This window comes from Candidatus Poriferisodalis sp., assembly GCF_965205175.1.
In the GTDB taxonomy this organism is placed as follows: Bacteria; Actinomycetota; Acidimicrobiia; order Acidimicrobiales; family Poriferisodalaceae; genus Poriferisodalis.
Genome location: NZ_OZ242038.1, coordinates 1859262 through 1873928 on the forward strand (window position 1 = coordinate 1859262; position 14667 = coordinate 1873928).

Annotated in this window: 14 protein-coding genes; 9 read left to right on the plus strand and 5 right to left on the minus strand. The window is 67.4% G+C overall.

Translation table 11 applies throughout. The features are described 5' to 3' along the window. Position 1: 1 nt before the first annotated feature. Genes ACOGI4_RS08130 through ACOGI4_RS08150 form a run of 5 tightly spaced genes read left to right on the plus strand, consistent with a single transcriptional unit; the run spans position 2 to position 5119 of the window. Positions 2 to 1093, plus strand: coding sequence for a carbohydrate ABC transporter permease (locus tag ACOGI4_RS08130; RefSeq protein ID WP_419841176.1), 1092 nt, complete (start codon positions 2 to 4; stop codon positions 1091 to 1093). Between the two features lie 4 nt (positions 1094 to 1097). Beyond that, positions 1098 to 2162 (plus strand): nuclear transport factor 2 family protein, encoded by a 1065-nt coding sequence (locus ACOGI4_RS08135; protein ID WP_419841177.1) that lies wholly within the window; start codon positions 1098 to 1100, stop codon positions 2160 to 2162. Beyond that, positions 2162 to 3346 (plus strand): ABC transporter ATP-binding protein, encoded by a 1185-nt coding sequence (locus ACOGI4_RS08140; protein WP_419841178.1) that lies wholly within the window; start codon positions 2162 to 2164, stop codon positions 3344 to 3346. Before ACOGI4_RS08135 ends, ACOGI4_RS08140 begins: the two co-directional genes overlap by 1 nt. After that, on the plus strand, positions 3343 to 4377 hold the full coding sequence (locus ACOGI4_RS08145; protein ID WP_419841179.1) for an ester cyclase: 1035 nt from the start codon (positions 3343 to 3345) through the stop codon (positions 4375 to 4377). The genes ACOGI4_RS08140 and ACOGI4_RS08145 overlap by 4 nt, the downstream gene beginning before the upstream one ends. Positions 4378 to 4432: 55 nt before the next feature. Next, positions 4433 to 5119 (plus strand): VOC family protein, encoded by a 687-nt coding sequence (locus ACOGI4_RS08150; protein WP_419841180.1) that lies wholly within the window; start codon positions 4433 to 4435, stop codon positions 5117 to 5119. Positions 5120 to 5163: 44 nt separating this feature from the next. Here ACOGI4_RS08150 and ACOGI4_RS08155 read toward each other — a convergent pair whose 3' ends face one another. Both ACOGI4_RS08155 and ACOGI4_RS08160 read right to left on the minus strand, forming a co-directional pair. Beyond that, positions 5164 to 6039 carry a phytanoyl-CoA dioxygenase family protein gene (locus tag ACOGI4_RS08155; protein ID WP_419841181.1) on the minus strand — a complete coding sequence of 292 codons (876 nt, stop codon included), beginning with the start codon at positions 6037 to 6039 and terminating at the stop codon, positions 5164 to 5166. Between the two features lie 36 nt (positions 6040 to 6075). Next, a complete protein-coding gene (locus ACOGI4_RS08160; protein ID WP_419841182.1) occupies positions 6076 to 6534 on the minus strand; it encodes a hypothetical protein in 459 nt (152 codons plus the stop codon). Between the two features lie 215 nt (positions 6535 to 6749). On the opposite strand from ACOGI4_RS08160, the gene ACOGI4_RS08165 reads away from it, so the two are divergent. Next, positions 6750 to 7781, plus strand: coding sequence for a fibronectin type III domain-containing protein (locus tag ACOGI4_RS08165; protein WP_419841183.1), 1032 nt, complete (start codon positions 6750 to 6752; stop codon positions 7779 to 7781). Positions 7782 to 7926: 145 nt separating this feature from the next. On the opposite strand, the gene ACOGI4_RS08170 is transcribed toward ACOGI4_RS08165, so the two are convergent. Continuing rightward, entirely contained in the window at positions 7927 to 9165 is a 1239-nt protein-coding gene (locus tag ACOGI4_RS08170; protein ID WP_419841184.1) for an acyl-CoA dehydrogenase family protein, read from the minus strand. A gap of 145 nt (positions 9166 to 9310) precedes the next feature. On the opposite strand from ACOGI4_RS08170, the gene ACOGI4_RS08175 reads away from it, so the two are divergent. Together ACOGI4_RS08175 and ACOGI4_RS08180 are read left to right on the plus strand one after the other, a co-directional pair. After that, positions 9311 to 10972, plus strand: a complete 1662-nt coding sequence (locus ACOGI4_RS08175; protein ID WP_419841185.1) for an amidohydrolase — start codon at positions 9311 to 9313, stop codon at positions 10970 to 10972. A 135-nt stretch (positions 10973 to 11107) separates the two neighbouring features. Next, positions 11108 to 12130, plus strand: a complete 1023-nt coding sequence (locus ACOGI4_RS08180; protein WP_419841186.1) for a CobW family GTP-binding protein — start codon at positions 11108 to 11110, stop codon at positions 12128 to 12130. A 10-nt stretch (positions 12131 to 12140) separates the two neighbouring features. On the opposite strand, the gene ACOGI4_RS08185 is transcribed toward ACOGI4_RS08180, so the two are convergent. Further along, the gene (locus tag ACOGI4_RS08185) at positions 12141 to 13241 is read right to left on the minus strand and encodes an LLM class flavin-dependent oxidoreductase (RefSeq protein ID WP_419841187.1); all 1101 of its coding nucleotides are present in this window, start codon (positions 13239 to 13241) and stop codon (positions 12141 to 12143) included. A 174-nt stretch (positions 13242 to 13415) separates the two neighbouring features. On the opposite strand from ACOGI4_RS08185, the gene ACOGI4_RS08190 reads away from it, so the two are divergent. Beyond that, positions 13416 to 14207 carry an SOS response-associated peptidase gene (locus ACOGI4_RS08190; RefSeq protein WP_419841188.1) on the plus strand — a complete coding sequence of 264 codons (792 nt, stop codon included), beginning with the start codon at positions 13416 to 13418 and terminating at the stop codon, positions 14205 to 14207. A gap of 48 nt (positions 14208 to 14255) precedes the next feature. Here ACOGI4_RS08190 and ACOGI4_RS08195 read toward each other — a convergent pair whose 3' ends face one another. Continuing rightward, entirely contained in the window at positions 14256 to 14660 is a 405-nt protein-coding gene (locus ACOGI4_RS08195) for an HIT family protein (RefSeq protein ID WP_419841189.1), read from the minus strand. Positions 14661 to 14667: the final 7 nt, after the last annotated feature.

Sequence of the window (14667 nt, forward strand, 5' to 3'; positions counted from 1 at the left end):
GATGCGCACAGCAGCCACGGCTTCCCGACGGGTCGCGCGTCGCGTGCCGCTGCACGTCACGCTCGGGGTGCTGTGCATCTGGTCGGTGCTGCCGTTCCTGTGGACCGTGCAGACATCGGTCAAGTTCACCCGAGACGTGCTGGCGCGCGAACCCGTGCTGTGGGGATATGAGACCACGGCCAACGCCTATCGAGCGTTCTGGCTCGGCGACGACGACATCAACATGTGGGGCGTCTTCGCCTACATCGCCGCAGCGGGACTCATTGCTGCGCTGCTCGGGCTCGTCGGCAAACGGATGCGGCGCGGCTGGCCGTGGTACTGCGGTGCCGGTGTCGTGCTGCTCGTGGCGATGTGGCGCTTTCCGAGAATCTGGGAGACCAACGACGAGTACGACTTCTTGGTCAACAGCATCGTGGTCACCGTCCTGACGATGCTGGTGTCGCTGTCGATCGGGCTGCTGGCCGGCTACGGGCTGGCCCGCTTCACTGGCATCTCCGGTGCCGTCATCTTGATCGTGGCTCTGGCTTTTCGGGCGCTGCCGCGCAGCGCGTTCGTGCTGCCGTACTTCTTCGGCGCGACGTGGATCGACGACTGGCTGACCTCCAGCGGCGTGGGCGCCTTCGACTTCCCGTTCATCGACGTGCCGTTCATCGACGAACTGCAGCTGCTCGACACTCGGCTCGTGCTGGTGCTTGCACTCGTCGCGGTCAACCAGCCGTTCACCATCTGGATGTTCCGCAGCTTCTTCCTCGACGTGCCCAAAGAACTCGAGGAAGCCGCCATGATGGACGGCGCCACCCGCCTGCAGGCCTTTCGCAAAGTCATCATCCCGGTGATGTGGCCGGCCATCATCGCCACGGGGCTGTTCACGATGCTGCTGGCATACAACGAGTTCCTGTTCGTGCGTGTGCTGGCACCTACCGAGTGGACGCTGCCGGTGGCCATCGTGTCGCTCACGGGCGGCGAGAGCAGTCGCACCATCACTGAAGCGGCGGCAGCGTCGGTGTCGATCACGCTGCCCATCGTGATCGTGATCATCTTGTTCCAGAAGCACCTGGTGAAGGGCCTCGGCGCCGGCGCGGTGAAGGGCTGACATCGTGAGCGAGTATCTGCAACACGCCAAATCGGTGGTGGCGGACTACCACCGCAGGCTCGACGAGACGCTCGCGAGCGTGCCAGATCAGCGCAGTGCGGCCGGCGACGACATCGCGGCGGCGCTGGCGTCGAGCATCACGGGCGACCACCTCTGGCGCGGCATGCATCCCTTCTACGAGCAGCACGGCGCGCATGCGGTCGCCGACGTGTTCTGGGGGCCGCTGCGAGCCGCCATGGCGCCGCTGCAGCGAAGGGTGGACGTGCTGCTGGCCGGCGACAACGACGCGGACGGCGGCGCCACGACTTGGGTGTGCTCGATGGGGCATTTCCTCGGACTGTTCGACTCGCCCTGGCTCGACATTCCGCCGACCCGTCGAGCGCTGCCGCTGCGCTACGTCGAGTTCAGCCGTGTAGACGGCGATCGCATCGGCGAGTCGGCGCTGTTCTTGGACCTGATCGCGGTGATGCGCCATGCCGGTCACTATCCGCTGCCGCCCACGACGGGGCAGCCGGGTGTCTACCTCGGGCCCCGCACCGCCGACGGCGTACTGGCCGAGCCGCAGGACCCGGACGAGTCTGCGGCAACGCTGGAACTGGCGTGGCGCATGGCCGGCGACCTCGACGAGGCGAATCGCGTCGCACGCGAGCAGGGCTCGGACCGGATGCCACGCGACGTGCTGGCTCGCTGCTGGCACGAGGACATGCTGTGGATCGGACCCGACGGCATCGGGTCGTCCTACACCATCGACCGCTACCAGCAGCAGCACTCCTACCCGTTCCGATTCGGCTTGGCGGACAAGGAGTTCCACGGTCATGTCGCCCGCATCGCCGAAGGCTGCTACGCGGCGTGGTTCGGTTGGGCGAACGTCACCAACCGTCCGCGAGGCGGGTACCTCGGGTTGCCGTCCAGCGGTCCCGCAGAGATGCGCGTGGTGGACGTGTACCGCCGCGAGGGCGACAAGCTGGCCGACAACTGGGTGTTCATCGATCTGCTGCACTGGCTGTCCCAGCAGGGCCTGCGGCCCTTGGAGCGGATGCGCCGGCTCGTGGGAATCGAGGAGTTCTGATGGCTGCGGTGACGCTGAGCGAGCTGACCAAGGTGTACCCGAACGGGTTCGAGGCGGTGACCGATCTCAGCTTGAGCCTCGCCGACGGGGAGTTCTTGGTGCTCGTGGGGCCGAGCGGCTGCGGCAAGTCCACAGCGCTGCGAATGATCGCAGGACTCGAGAAGATCACCAGCGGCGATCTGTTCGTGGGGGAGCGGCGCCTGAACGACGTTGCACCGAAGGACCGCGACATCGCCATGGTCTTCCAGAACTACGCCCTGTACCCGCAGATGACGGTGGCCGACAACATTGCCTTCCCGCTGAGACTGCGCAAGGTGCGCAAGACAGAGCGAAACGAGCAGGTACGCCAGGCGGCACGTGTGCTGGAGCTCACCGACTACCTGGAGCGCAAGCCCGCTCAGCTGTCGGGCGGTCAGCGCCAGCGGGTGGCCATGGGACGCGCCATTGTGCGCCGCCCGGAGCTGTTCTTGATGGACGAGCCGCTGTCGAATCTCGACGCGAAGCTGCGCGTCCAGATGCGCGCCGACATCGCCGGAATCCAGCGCGAGTTCGGCGTGACGACGTTCTATGTGACCCACGATCAGGTGGAGGCGATGACCATGGGGGACCGAGTGGCGGTCATCAAGGACGGCCTGCTCCAGCAAGTGGACACACCCGAGGATCTCTACGCCCGTCCTGCCAACGCGTTCGTTGCAGCCTTCATCGGCTCGCCTTCGATGAACCTGTACGAAGCCACGCTCTCGCGCGCCGACGAACCCGACGGCGACTGCTTGCTCACCTTGGGGGACCAGCGTGTGACGGTTCCGGCGTCGGTGATCGCAGCGCAGCCGGCACTGGCTGAGTACCTGGGCCGACCAGTCGTGGTGGGCATACGGCCCGAGCACCTCGAGGATGCGGCAGTGGCCACCGAACACCCTGACGACCAGCGCATCGATGCCGTAGTGGACGTCCGCGAGGCACTGGGGGCTGAGACGCTGGTGCATTTCAATCTGAACGCGCAAGCCGTGGACAGCGGCGACCCGGACGCATTGGACGAGATGCGCGACACGGGGCGCTGCACTGCACGCTTTGCTGCTGCGACTCGCGCGCGCGTCGGCGACCGAATACGGGTCAACGTGGACGTCAGGCATCTGCGTTTCTTCGACCGTCACAGTCACGAAGCCATTGCGGCGGCCGCTTCGTGACCGACCCGCATCGCCGCCACCAAGCGCTGCTCGAACCGCTGCGTGCCGCGTTGTACGACTACAGCCCGCAAGGCGCGAGTGCGGCGCTGCGGGGGGTGTTCGCCCCCGATGCGGCCGTTCGGCTGACCCATCCCTTCGAGGACCTCGACGGACCGGATGCCATGTACGAGCAAGCGCTCGCGCCGCTGGCCGCAGCGTGGCCCGATCTCGAACGGCGCGACTACATCGTCATCGCCGGAGCGGATCCAAGCGCGCAGCCGTGGGTCGGATGCGCCGGCTCGTACATGGGCACCTTCGCTGATGCGTGGCTGGGTATTCCGCCGACAGGCCGGCCGGCGGCGATGCGCTACCACGAGTTCTTCCGGTTCGAGGGCCGGCAGATCGTAGAGATGCAGGCCGTCTGGGACGTGCCGGAGGTGATGATGCACGCACGCGTCTGGCCGATGACGCCGAGCCTCGGTCGCGACTGGCTGGTGCCGTCGCCTGCGACCTCAGACGGCATCGCTTCAGGACCGCGTGACGACGCCGAGTCGCAGGCCAGCGTCGACCATGTCGTCGGGATGCTGTCCGACATGGGGCGCCATCCCCGCGAGCCGGTCGAAGCAATGCGGCTCGAACAGTGGTGGCATCCCAAGTTCAGCTGGTACGGGCCATACGGCATCGGCACGGGCCGCGGCATCGCGGGATTCCGGCGCTTCCACCAGATCCCGTTCCTTCGAGCCATGCCGGACCGACGCGGCGGCTACGACGGCGACGGGCATTTCTTCGGCGACGGCGCCTATGTCGGTGTCACCGGCTGGCCGGGCATGGCCATGACCCTGACCGGCGACGGATGGCTCGGCATCGCCGCTGCCGGTCAGCAAATCACGATGCGCAGTCTGGACTTCTGGCGCATCGAGCGCCGTGTGCGGCCTGACGGTTCGATAGAACGCAGAATCCGCGAGAACTGGGTGCTCATCGACCTCTTGCACGTCTACAGCCAGATCGGCGTTGACGTGCTGGCTCGCATGCGAGAGATCGCGGCCGTCTAAAGTGAACGAGCGCGCTGAGTGAGCGGGCACGCTTGGGGGCACACAGGAGGCCGGCATGACTGCACTGCATCCCAACGGCGTGAACCATCTCGCCTTGTCCACCCGCGACATGAAGGGCCAGCTGGAGTTCTGGTGCGACGTGCTGGGCTTGCCGCTGAAGGCCTTGTACTGGATGCATGGCGTGGAGGGCACCTACCACGGCTTCGTCGAACTGGCCTCCGACAGCTACGTGGCCTTCGTGCAGCACCCGGACAACGCCAAGGACATCGAGTTGGGCATCACCCATGCAGGAGGCCCCGGCGGACCGGTCACGGCGGGCACCATGCAGCACGTGGCATTCAACGTCGAGACGTTCGAGGACTTGCTGGCGTTGCGAGATCGCATCCGTGACCGCGGCGTGCAGGTCTTCGGGCCGATCGACCACGGGTTCATCCAGTCGATCTACTTCGCCGGTCCCGAGGGGCTGGCGCTCGAGGTGGCCTGTGGGTCGGCCATTCCCGTCGAACAGTGGGTGGATCCCGAGGTCCAAGGCTTGTGCGAGATCTCCGATGCCGAGCTGGAGCGGCTGAAGCATCCGGCGGCCTATGCCCGACCCGACGCGCCGGTACCCCAGCCGTCTCCCGACACCGGCATGCCCAAGCTGATGCCAGCAGAGCACTACGACGGCATCATGGGGCTGCCTGATCAGGTGGTGTGGGACAAGATGAGCGAGACCACGCCGCCGGTGGTCGCTGCCGGCTGACCTGCACGAGCGCTGGCGGCAGCAGGCGCCGCGACAGCGCGGGCTCACTCCGCCGGGGTCGCCAGCGCCGGGCTGGAGTGCTTCGAGGCCGGCTTGCGGCCCAGCGCGATCTCCGGCGTGAGCAGATCGACCGGTCCGGGCATGCCGCCGGGGTCGGAGTAGTAGCCGAGCGCGTAGTTGCCCATGGAGTACCCGAGCAGATCGGCCAGCTGCGGGTCGAGATCCTTGGCAACTTCGGGCGGGCAGGAGAGGAACTGGTTCTCCTCGGTGCGCAGCCAGCTCAGCGTGTAGGTGATGTTGATGCCGGTGCGGTCGGCATCGCTGCGGTTCTCGCCGCCGCCGTGGATGACCGAGCCTGAGTACAGCAGCACCGACCCGGCGCCCATGGCTGCTTGGATCTTCTCGTGGTCGACGGCGCGGCGTTCGTTGTCCCATCCGGGACTGCCCGGGACGATGCGGGTGCCTCCGTTCTCGGGTGTGAAGTCGGTCAGCGCCCACATCGTGTTGAACTGCGGCTCGATCGAGCTGGGGACGTAGCCGCCCCATGCCAGCCGGTCGCGGTGCAGCGGCTGGGTGCCCTGGCCTGGCTTGATGTTGATGACTTGGGTCAGATGCAGCTGGATCTTGTTGGTGTACGGCTCGAGGAACCGGTTGGCCATGGCGATGACCTTGTCGTGCATGACCAGCTCCCGGCATGCGGGAGATCGCGCGACGAGCGCCCCAGTGCGTGTCGTGTCGCGTCCGGAGAACTCGTCAAGCCCGCCCGGCGTACGGTCGATCCACGGTCGCAGCTCAGCTTCGAGTCGTTCGAGGAGATCAGTGCCGATGGCATCGTCGATGATCGCAGCGCCGTCGATGCGCACGACCTCGGCAATCTCACTCTCGTCGCTGTCCAGCGTGAATCGTGCAAGCTCTGCCATGTCGCAACAGTACGCGCTGCGGCGCCTACGGGCCGTTCATGGGCAGGTGCGCCGCCGCACCTGCATCGCCGCGGATCTGTCGGCAGTCGAGTGTTCCGCAGGGGTCGCCTTGGGGCGCCACGCTGTCTCGGTCACGCGCCGCTCCTGGGTGACCCTGCGCTCTGACGCGCATGCTCGCCGCGCCGGCATCGCTCTGGCGCCGAGCAGGTGTGACACCGCCACCAAGCCATGGTGGAAGAAGCGGTCGTTCGCATCGCTCCACACGCCGTACGCGTCGATCTCGGCCTGCATGCGCGCAATCGCCGCATCGGCTCGCTGCTCGCACTCCTCAAGCCGCTGTTCAAGCTGCCGAAGGCCGGATTTGGCCTCGGCTCGGGTCTCTTGGAGGAATCGGCGGCAGCGCCGAAGCGTGCGCGTCTGGCAGACGACGCAGAACGTCGTCATCAGCGCCAGCGATGCCAAGAACAGCGGAAACGGGATGGATGCCGGAATCATCTCGTGGCCCCCGTCGTGGCACCCGGCATGGGTCGTGCGAGCAGATGGCGTGTGTGCGATGTCATGCCGCAACCTCAACAGCTCGGCTTCGTGATGTCAACCGACTTTAGCGATGGCCGGCTTGAGCGTCGGCCATTTCGTGGCCGGCTCGTGCGTGCAGTGGCCGATCGGACGCGTTTCGCTTCTCTCGCTGTGTGCGGTATCCTCGCATGCCCATGGATCGAGAAACCGACAGGATCACCTCGATGAACTCCGCAGCGACGCGACCCAGAGCACGTGCGTGGCTGCACCGACCGCGCTTGCGGCTATCCCGTCGGGGCGGCTGCCCGACGGCGGCCGCCGCAGCGCTGGTGTCCGTGACGCTGCTGGCCGCAACTGCAACCAGCGCATCGGCACAGAACGGCGCGTCCTCTGACGAGTCCGACGCGCCCCATCAGATGGTGATGGACGTACACGGCGGCACTGCCACCATCACCTGGACTCCTGCCGACTACCACGAGTGCATGCCCACGGCGTACCGCGTCCGTGCCTACGCGAGTTCCGGCGACAGCGTCTTCGTTCCGGTGGCAGACCCAGACATCCCGGCGGACGGTCCTCTGAAGCTGACGCTGCGTGGCTTGGTGCCGGGCACTGGCTACCTGCTGCACGCGCGAGTGGTGAACAGCACCTGCGGTGACGCGCCCTCGTCAGGGGCCCTCGGGTACTTCTCCGCACCTGTGCCCGCGGCTGCGCAACGTCAATCGGGGAGCGGGTCGGCGCCGCGCCCGACCACCGCCGCTCCGCGCACGACTGCAGCTCCAGTAACGACTGCGGCCCCCGCGACGACGGCAGCCCCGGCAACGACTGCGGCCCCCGCAACGACGACGACAACCGCCTCCAGCACCACGACCATCCAGATGGACCCGTGGGCCAAGACGGGACCCCACCCGCGCAAGTTCACTGCGAAGGGGGTGACCAATCTGGCAGTGGCCGGGTCCGGGACTTCCGCGACGGTGACGTGGAATGCTGCCCCGAGCGAAGTCGGGGCCAAGCGATGCCGGGCTGCATCTCCGCAGCGCTATCTCTACAGGGTCAGCAGATGGACCAGTCCCGGTGAGGAGATCGTCGGCCACACGCTCACGACCTCGCGTTCTGTAGAAATCACAGGTCTCCAGTCCAACATCCGATACGGAGTGGAAGTGTGGTCATACTCTGCGGAGTGCAAACGCTGGTCCAAGAGGAAGCGGGTCCTGTGGACGCAGCAGTAGCCCGGCCAATCAGTACCGCGCAGCAGACGTCTGTTCGATAGCGCGCATTCGACTCATGCCTTGAGTGCCTTGAGCGACGGCATGGTGCCGCTCCGCGAGCTGACAACGCCGCCCGTCGCGTAGCACGACGCTCGGCGCGGGTGCGTCAAGCCATGCGGAAGTCGGGGTCGTGACGACGTAGCTCACGGCGCGCGATGGTCATCTTGTGTACCTCGTCGGGGCCGTCGGCAATGCGCAGCGTTCGCATGTGCGCGTACATCTCAGCCAGCGGGAAGAACTGCGTGACACCCCCGGCGCCGTGTACTTGGATGGCGCGGTCGATGACCTTGAGCGCCATGTTCGGGACGGCCACCTTGATGCCGGAGATCTCCTGAGCGGCGGCCTTGTTGCCGATGGTGTCCATCAGGTGCGCGACGTGCAGCACGTACTCGCGGGCTTGGTCGATCTCGATGCGGGCCTCCGCGATCCAGTCCTGGATCAGCCCCTGCTGCGCGATGGGCTTGCCGAACGTCACACGCTCGAGCGCTCGCTTGCACATGTACTCCAGCGCTCGCTCTGCCACGCCGATCGAACGCATGCAGTGGTGGATGCGGCCCGGCCCCAGCCGCGCCTGGCTGATGGCGAAGCCCTCGCCTTCGCCGCCGAGGATGTGATCGGCGGGCACCCGCACGTTGTCGTAGACCAGCTCGGGGTGACCCCCGCGGTCATGGAATCCGAACACCAGCGGGTCGCGCTCGACGGTGATGCCCTCGGCGTCGCGAGGCACCACGATCATCGACTGCTGGCGGTGGCGCGGGCCGTCAGGGTCGTTCTTGCCCATGACGATCAGCACCTTGCACTCCGGACGCAGCGCGTTGGAAGAGAACCACTTGCGGCCGTTCAGGACGTACTCGTCGCCGTCGCGGTCGATCCGCAGGCGGATGTTGGAGGCATCCGAGCTGGCCACCTCGGGCTCGGTCATCGAGAACGTCGAACGGATCTCGCCTTCGAGCAGCGGCGCGAGGTAGCGCTCCTTGACCCGTGCTGAGCCGTACAGGTTCAAGATCTCCATGTTGCCGGTGTCGGGTGCCGCGCAGTTCAGGGCTTCCGAGCTGAACGGCACCTTGCCGAGCTGCTCGGAGATCGGCGAGTAGTCCAGGTTCGAGAGCTTCGTGCCGGGCGCTTCGGGATCGAGGTGGGGGATGAACAGGTTCCACAGGCCCCGCTCGCGGGCGGCTGCCTTGAGCTTGTCCATGATCTCGGGAGTTGCGTGAACGTCTCCGGCCGCAGCCAGTTCGGCGTACTGCTCGTGGTACTCCTGCTCGTTGGGGTAGATGTGGTCGTCCATGAACGACTGCACGGCCTCCTGCATTTCGAGGCCCTTGTCGGTGTAGGCGTGCGCCATGGCTGTGCTTCCCTTCCGTGGTCGAGATTCCGCGGCAGCGGTCGTGCGCGAACCTAACCGCGAACGAGAACGAGCGCAGTGAGCTAGAACGGGCGCGAACGCACGAGAACGACCGGCCAAGGCGCCACACCAGCGGGGTCCGCGAATGGAACAGATCACGGTGTACACGGCTGCTCGGGTCCACACCATGGATCCCGGCAGGCCTCACGGCAGCGCTGTGGCAGTCGCCGACGGCCGCATCGTGTCGGTCGGCTCGATGGCGTCGATGCAGCCGTGGCTGCGGCGCTGCCCCTACGAGGTCGACGACCGGTACGCCGACAAGATCGTCCTCCCCGGCTTCATCGACCCGCACACCCACCTGCGTCTCAGCGGTACCTACATGGGGCTGCACTACGTCGGCCCGATCGACTCGGCCTCGCCGACGGGCATGCGCAAGGGCCTCCCGAGCCGAGACGCTGTGCTGCACCAGCTGCGTGCCTTGGCGGCTGAGCACGCCGATCCCGCCGAACCCCTCACCGCATGGGGCTACGACCCCGCCAGCCAGCACGGACACCTCGACCGCGACACGCTCGACGAGATCAGCGACACGGTGCCGCTGTGGGTCTGCGCCTACGCGCCGCACATCGTGTATGCGAACTCCCCGATGCTCGAGCTGATCGGCGTCGACGACGACTCGATCGGCCATGGGCTCGGCCGCTACCCCGACGGCCGGCTGAACGGCTGGTTCGTGGAGACCGAGGCGACGGCCCGGGCGACGAGGCCCGTCGCCGCTGCGGTCTTCGGGCCGGGCACGGGCCGGGCTGCCATCGACCGCATGGGCGCCGTCGCCCGTGCCGCAGGCGTGACCACGACTGCCGATTTGGTGTGGGGGATGGCCGACGGCTTCGAGCGGGAGTGGGACGATCACGCGGCTGCCATCGCCGAGGGCACGTTCCCGTTGCGCATCTTCATGGTGCCCTTCGAGCCGAAGCTGGTGCGCAGCTACGGCGCCGAGATGCTCGACTTCCTGGCCCAGATGCGGGCCCGAGGCGACGACCGGCTCAACACGCACGGCGTGAAGTACGTGAACGACGGGTCGTATCCGTCGATGACCTTGGTGATGAATGCTCCGGGCTATCTCGACGAGGACACCGGCTTCACCGGCGAGGTGCCGTGGCAGGACATGGCGGAGCGGATGCTGCCGTTCTGGCAGGCAGGCGTGCAGATCCATGCCCACGCCAACGGCGACCGCACCGTCGACATGACGCTGGACACGCTGGCCGCACTGCAGGCGAGGCAGCCCCGCTTCGACCATCGGTTCACGATCGAGCACTACTGCATCTCGACGCCGGCGCAGGCCAAGCGACTGGCGGCGCTGGGCGGCATCGCCAGCGTGAACATCTACTTCGTGCATTTCCGCGCCCAGCTGCACGCCGACCACGGCTTCGGGCCGGACCGCAGCGAGGCCACCGCCCGCTTGGGCTCGCTGGAGCGCGCCGGCGCGACGTTCGCGCTGCACAGCGACTTCAACCTCGTGGTGACGCCCCTGTCGCCGCTGCTCGCCGTGTGGTGCGCCGTGAACCGGGTGGGTGCGGACGGCGAGACGGTGTTGGCGCCCGGGGAGCGCATCTCGGTGGATCGGGCGCTGCGTGCGGTCACCGTGGATGCTGCGCACGTGCTGGCACGCGACGACCGTCTGGGCTCGATCGAAGTCGGCAAGCTGGCCGACTTCACCGTGCTCGACGACGACCCGTACGAGGTTGACCCGATGGCATTGGCGGACATCGGCGTCGCCGACACGGTGCTCGGCGGCGAGCCCACCTCGTGATGTCAGGTGCAGTCACGTGATAGCTCATGAAGTGACGCCGACCCTCGAATCCGCGTGCCAATGAGCGAGATGCCATCGAGCGCCTGTTCATCGGGCGATTGGGCATGGAGCAATTGGGTATCGGACGAGCCGGCCTTGAGTGGGACCGAGCTGGCGTGGCGGGCCGTCGTCGGCTCGATCTCCGCGGCGCGCCGCCGGCCCGGGGCAGTTCGCAGCGACGCTGTGGGCGTCACGGTGCTGACGGGATTTCTGGGCAGCGGCAAGACGACGCTGCTGCGCCGCCTGCTGACCGAACCGGCCGGGCTGCGCATCGCCGCGGTCGTAAACGACATCGGACCGGTCAACATCGATGCAGCAGCGCTCGACGGACCGGCGACCGTCGCCCGCCCGCTGGAGCGAGTCGAGCTGACCAACGGCTGCGCATGCTGCGTCCTGGTCGGCGACCTGGCCGAGACCCTGGAGCGCCTCGCCGCGCCGCCGCGCGGCGATGCCAGATGCGACGCCATCGTCGTGGAAGCCAGCGGTGCCTCTGATCCTGCTGCGATGGCGTTGGCTGTGGAGTCGGCCGCGGGATGCTCGCTCGACGGTGTGGTCGCGGTGGCCGACGCACAGCAGCTCGCATGCCAGCTTGACGATCCGCGCATCGGCCCGGCGGTGCGTCGCCAGATCGACGTGTCGCACCTCGTGGTGCTGTCCAAGACCGATCAGGTGGACTGCGAGGAGGTGGCGTCGCTGACCAGCAGAATCGGCGAGCTTGCGCCCGGCCGAATGGTGGTGCCCTCGGTCCACGGCAGGGTTGACCCGCAGGTGCTGCTCAGTGCAGCGCTGCGGGGGGTCGCGTGCCGCGTCGATGCCGGCGAGCATCCCTTGGAGGTCGCGACCGCGGTGGTGAAGCCTGCGGGCCCATGGGACCCGGCGGCGGTGGCTCAGTGGCTCGACTCGCCGCCATGTTCGCTGCTGCGGGCAAAAGGGTGGTTTGCCAGTCTCGGCGGCTGGCACCACCTGCAGGCAGTCGGCCGAAGCTGGCGCATCGAGCCGGTGCCCGGCCCGCGAGACGCAGCCGTCGTGCTGATCGGCGACGATCAAGCTTCGGTCGATGCCGCCGCGGTGTCGCTGCAGCGTCTCGGCTGCGCGCTGAGCGGCCAGCCGACGCCTTGAGCGCCGGCGTTCAGTCGCCGGTGAGGTGCGACAGACGCGGCATGACCTGGTTGGCCAGCAGGTCCATGGAGCGGCGCCACGCTTCGGCCGACTCAGCGGTCTCGGAGTAGTCGAAGCAGAACAGCAGCAAGTGGCCGAATCCGCCGACGTCCGCGTACACCTTCTCGATGTCGTTGGCGACCGTCTCCGGTGAGCCCACGAACCAGTTGTTGCGGGCGCAGTACTCCGTGGTGACGACGCCGCCCTCGGGTGGGTTGCGCTCGTCGATGAGGAACTGGTGGAAGTCGAAGGCGCCGAGCAGGGGGATGAAGTAGTCGGTCATCATCCGGCCCATCATCCCGCCGTAGGACAGCTCCCAGGCTTCGTCGTCGGTGGGGGCGACGAACACCTCGCGCACCATCCGCCAGTCGCTGCGGCTGACCTCGCGACCCGCTCGCCGCGCTCCCGCCTCGTAGGAATCCCAGTGGCCGCTGACGTACTGCGGATTCAGGTTGAGGCTGAGCGGCAGCCAGCCCTTCTCGCCGGCCATCTCCAGCGTCGGCGACGGCGAGTTCAGCCCAGCCACGCCGATCGGCGGATGGGGCTGCTGGAGGGGCTTGAGGTGCTGCACGAGGTCCAAGTCCGGCATGCCGTGGGGCACAGCACCCTTCCAGTGCTTGCCCTCATGCACCCAGCCTGGCGGCTGGGTCCACAGATTCAAGATGAACTCGACCGACTCCTGGGTCATCTCGCGGTTCTCGCCGGCCATGCCGTCCACGCCGAACATCTCCCAGTCGCTCGGCAGTCCGCTGGCGGCCACGCCGAAGTTCAGCCGTCCCTGTGAGATGTGGTCCAGCAGCGAGATGCGGTTCGCCAGCTCGGCGGGGTGGTAGTAGGGCATCAGGAAGCCGCCCGGGCCGATGCGGATGTTCTTGGTGCGCTGCAATGCCGCAAGGGTCAGCAGGTCCGGCGCCGGATGCGGCTCCCACTTGGCTGCGTGATGCTCGCCGATCCACGCCTCGCTGAAGCCGAACTCGTCGGCCCATTCGATGACCTGCAGGTCCCACTCCCAGCCAGCCCGCAAGTCTCGCTCGGGCGGATGGCTCGGCATCGTGAACAGTCCCAGTTCCATGGTGATCTCCCCTCACGCTCGCAGCACGCTTCCAGCGCTCCGGGCTGCGCAGTCTGCGCGCCCCAATGCTGCGGCCACGTTCGGCAACATAGCGCGGACACGCACATGACGCTGCCGACGGCGGCCCAACCAGCCAGCTAGCTGTCAACAGCTTTCCCGTATGGCAGTGCGGACATGGCACGCTGGACACTCATGTGCGGACGCTTCGTATCAGCGAGCGACTTGGAGCTGGTAGCCACCTACTTCGACGCGCCGCCGCCGGGGTTCGACGCTGCGCGCAGCTACAACGTGAGTCCCACCGCCGACATCGTGGCAGTGGTCGGCAGTGGTGGGTCGCGTCGGCTGGAGGTGTTTCGGTGGGGCTTGGTGCCGCCGTGGTCGGCCGACCCCAGCAAGGGTCCGCCGCTGTTCAATGCGAGGTCGGAGACGGCGTCGTCCAAGAACTCGTTTCGGCACGCGTTCAGGTGCCGCCGCTGCATCGTCCCCGCCGACGGCTTCTACGAGTGGCCCCGCGCACCCAAGGGCGCCAGCCGCGAGCAGCGTCCGCTCCCGCACTACATCACCCGAGCCGACGGCGACCTGCTCGCCATGGCGGGCTTGTGGGAACGGTGGTCGCCTCGCGCCGATGAGGGTGTCGCCGCCGGTGTCGATGCTGACTCCGGCACGCCCGCCAGTGCCCGCCACGTGCTCCACTCGGCCACGGTGCTGACCACGGCCGCGAACGAGTTCATGGCCCAGATGCACGAACGCATGCCCGTGCTGCTCGGGCGGTCGCAGTGGGAGACGTGGCTGGACCCGGCCAACGACGATCTCGACGAGCTGACCGCTCTGTGCGCCCCCGCCGCTCCAGGAATGCTCCGCTCTCACCCAGTGAGCGGAGCCGTGGGCGATTCCCGCAACAACCACGCCGGCCTCATCGAGCCCGCAGAGGCCGTGGCGTCGAACGGCCCATCGGCGCTGTGGTGAATCGCTGCACCTCGTTCTGTGTCAGTGCTGTGTCAGGTCAACGCTGTGTCAGGTCAGGGCGGCCAGCTCGGCGCGGATGGCTTCGGCGGGTTCGTGCAGCTGTTCGGGGGAGACCATCGGCAGCGCGTGAGCGAAGTCCATGTCGGCCAGCGAGTTCACCGGGCAGACGTGCAGGTGGCAGTGCGGCACTTCGAAGCCGGCGATGACGAGTCCGATGCGTTCGGGCCGGAAGGCGCGCATCTGCGCCTCGCCAATGCGTCGGGCAATGTCGAACAGGTGCGCCTGGGTGTCGGGCGGCACGTCCAGCCAGTGGTCGATCTCGTCGATCGGCACTACCAGCGTGTGACCGGGCGACAGCGGATTGATGGACAAGAACGCCACGCATCGCTCGTCGCGCCACACGAACGTGCCCGGCAGCTCACCGGAGATGACGCGGGTGAACACCGTGGCCATACGCAGA

What these genes read in the sequence shown, in the direction of transcription:
- ACOGI4_RS08130 (WP_419841176.1), top strand. Translation starts at nt 2, where the DNA reads ATGCGCACAGCAGCCACGGCTTCCCGACGGGTCGCGCGTCGCGTGCCG.
- ACOGI4_RS08140 (WP_419841178.1), top strand. Translation starts at nt 2,162, where the DNA reads ATGGCTGCGGTGACGCTGAGCGAGCTGACCAAGGTGTACCCGAACGGG.
- ACOGI4_RS08150 (WP_419841180.1), top strand. Translation starts at nt 4,433, where the DNA reads ATGACTGCACTGCATCCCAACGGCGTGAACCATCTCGCCTTGTCCACC.
- ACOGI4_RS08155 (WP_419841181.1), bottom strand. Translation starts at nt 6,039, where the DNA reads ATGGCAGAGCTTGCACGATTCACGCTGGACAGCGACGAGAGTGAGATT.
- ACOGI4_RS08160 (WP_419841182.1), bottom strand. Translation starts at nt 6,534, where the DNA reads ATGATTCCGGCATCCATCCCGTTTCCGCTGTTCTTGGCATCGCTGGCG.
- ACOGI4_RS08165 (WP_419841183.1), top strand. Translation starts at nt 6,750, where the DNA reads ATGGATCGAGAAACCGACAGGATCACCTCGATGAACTCCGCAGCGACG.
- ACOGI4_RS08170 (WP_419841184.1), bottom strand. Translation starts at nt 9,165, where the DNA reads ATGGCGCACGCCTACACCGACAAGGGCCTCGAAATGCAGGAGGCCGTG.
- ACOGI4_RS08175 (WP_419841185.1), top strand. Translation starts at nt 9,311, where the DNA reads ATGGAACAGATCACGGTGTACACGGCTGCTCGGGTCCACACCATGGAT.
- ACOGI4_RS08185 (WP_419841187.1), bottom strand. Translation starts at nt 13,241, where the DNA reads ATGGAACTGGGACTGTTCACGATGCCGAGCCATCCGCCCGAGCGAGAC.
- ACOGI4_RS08190 (WP_419841188.1), top strand. Translation starts at nt 13,416, where the DNA reads ATGGCACGCTGGACACTCATGTGCGGACGCTTCGTATCAGCGAGCGAC.
- ACOGI4_RS08195 (WP_419841189.1), bottom strand. Translation starts at nt 14,660, where the DNA reads ATGGCCACGGTGTTCACCCGCGTCATCTCCGGTGAGCTGCCGGGCACG.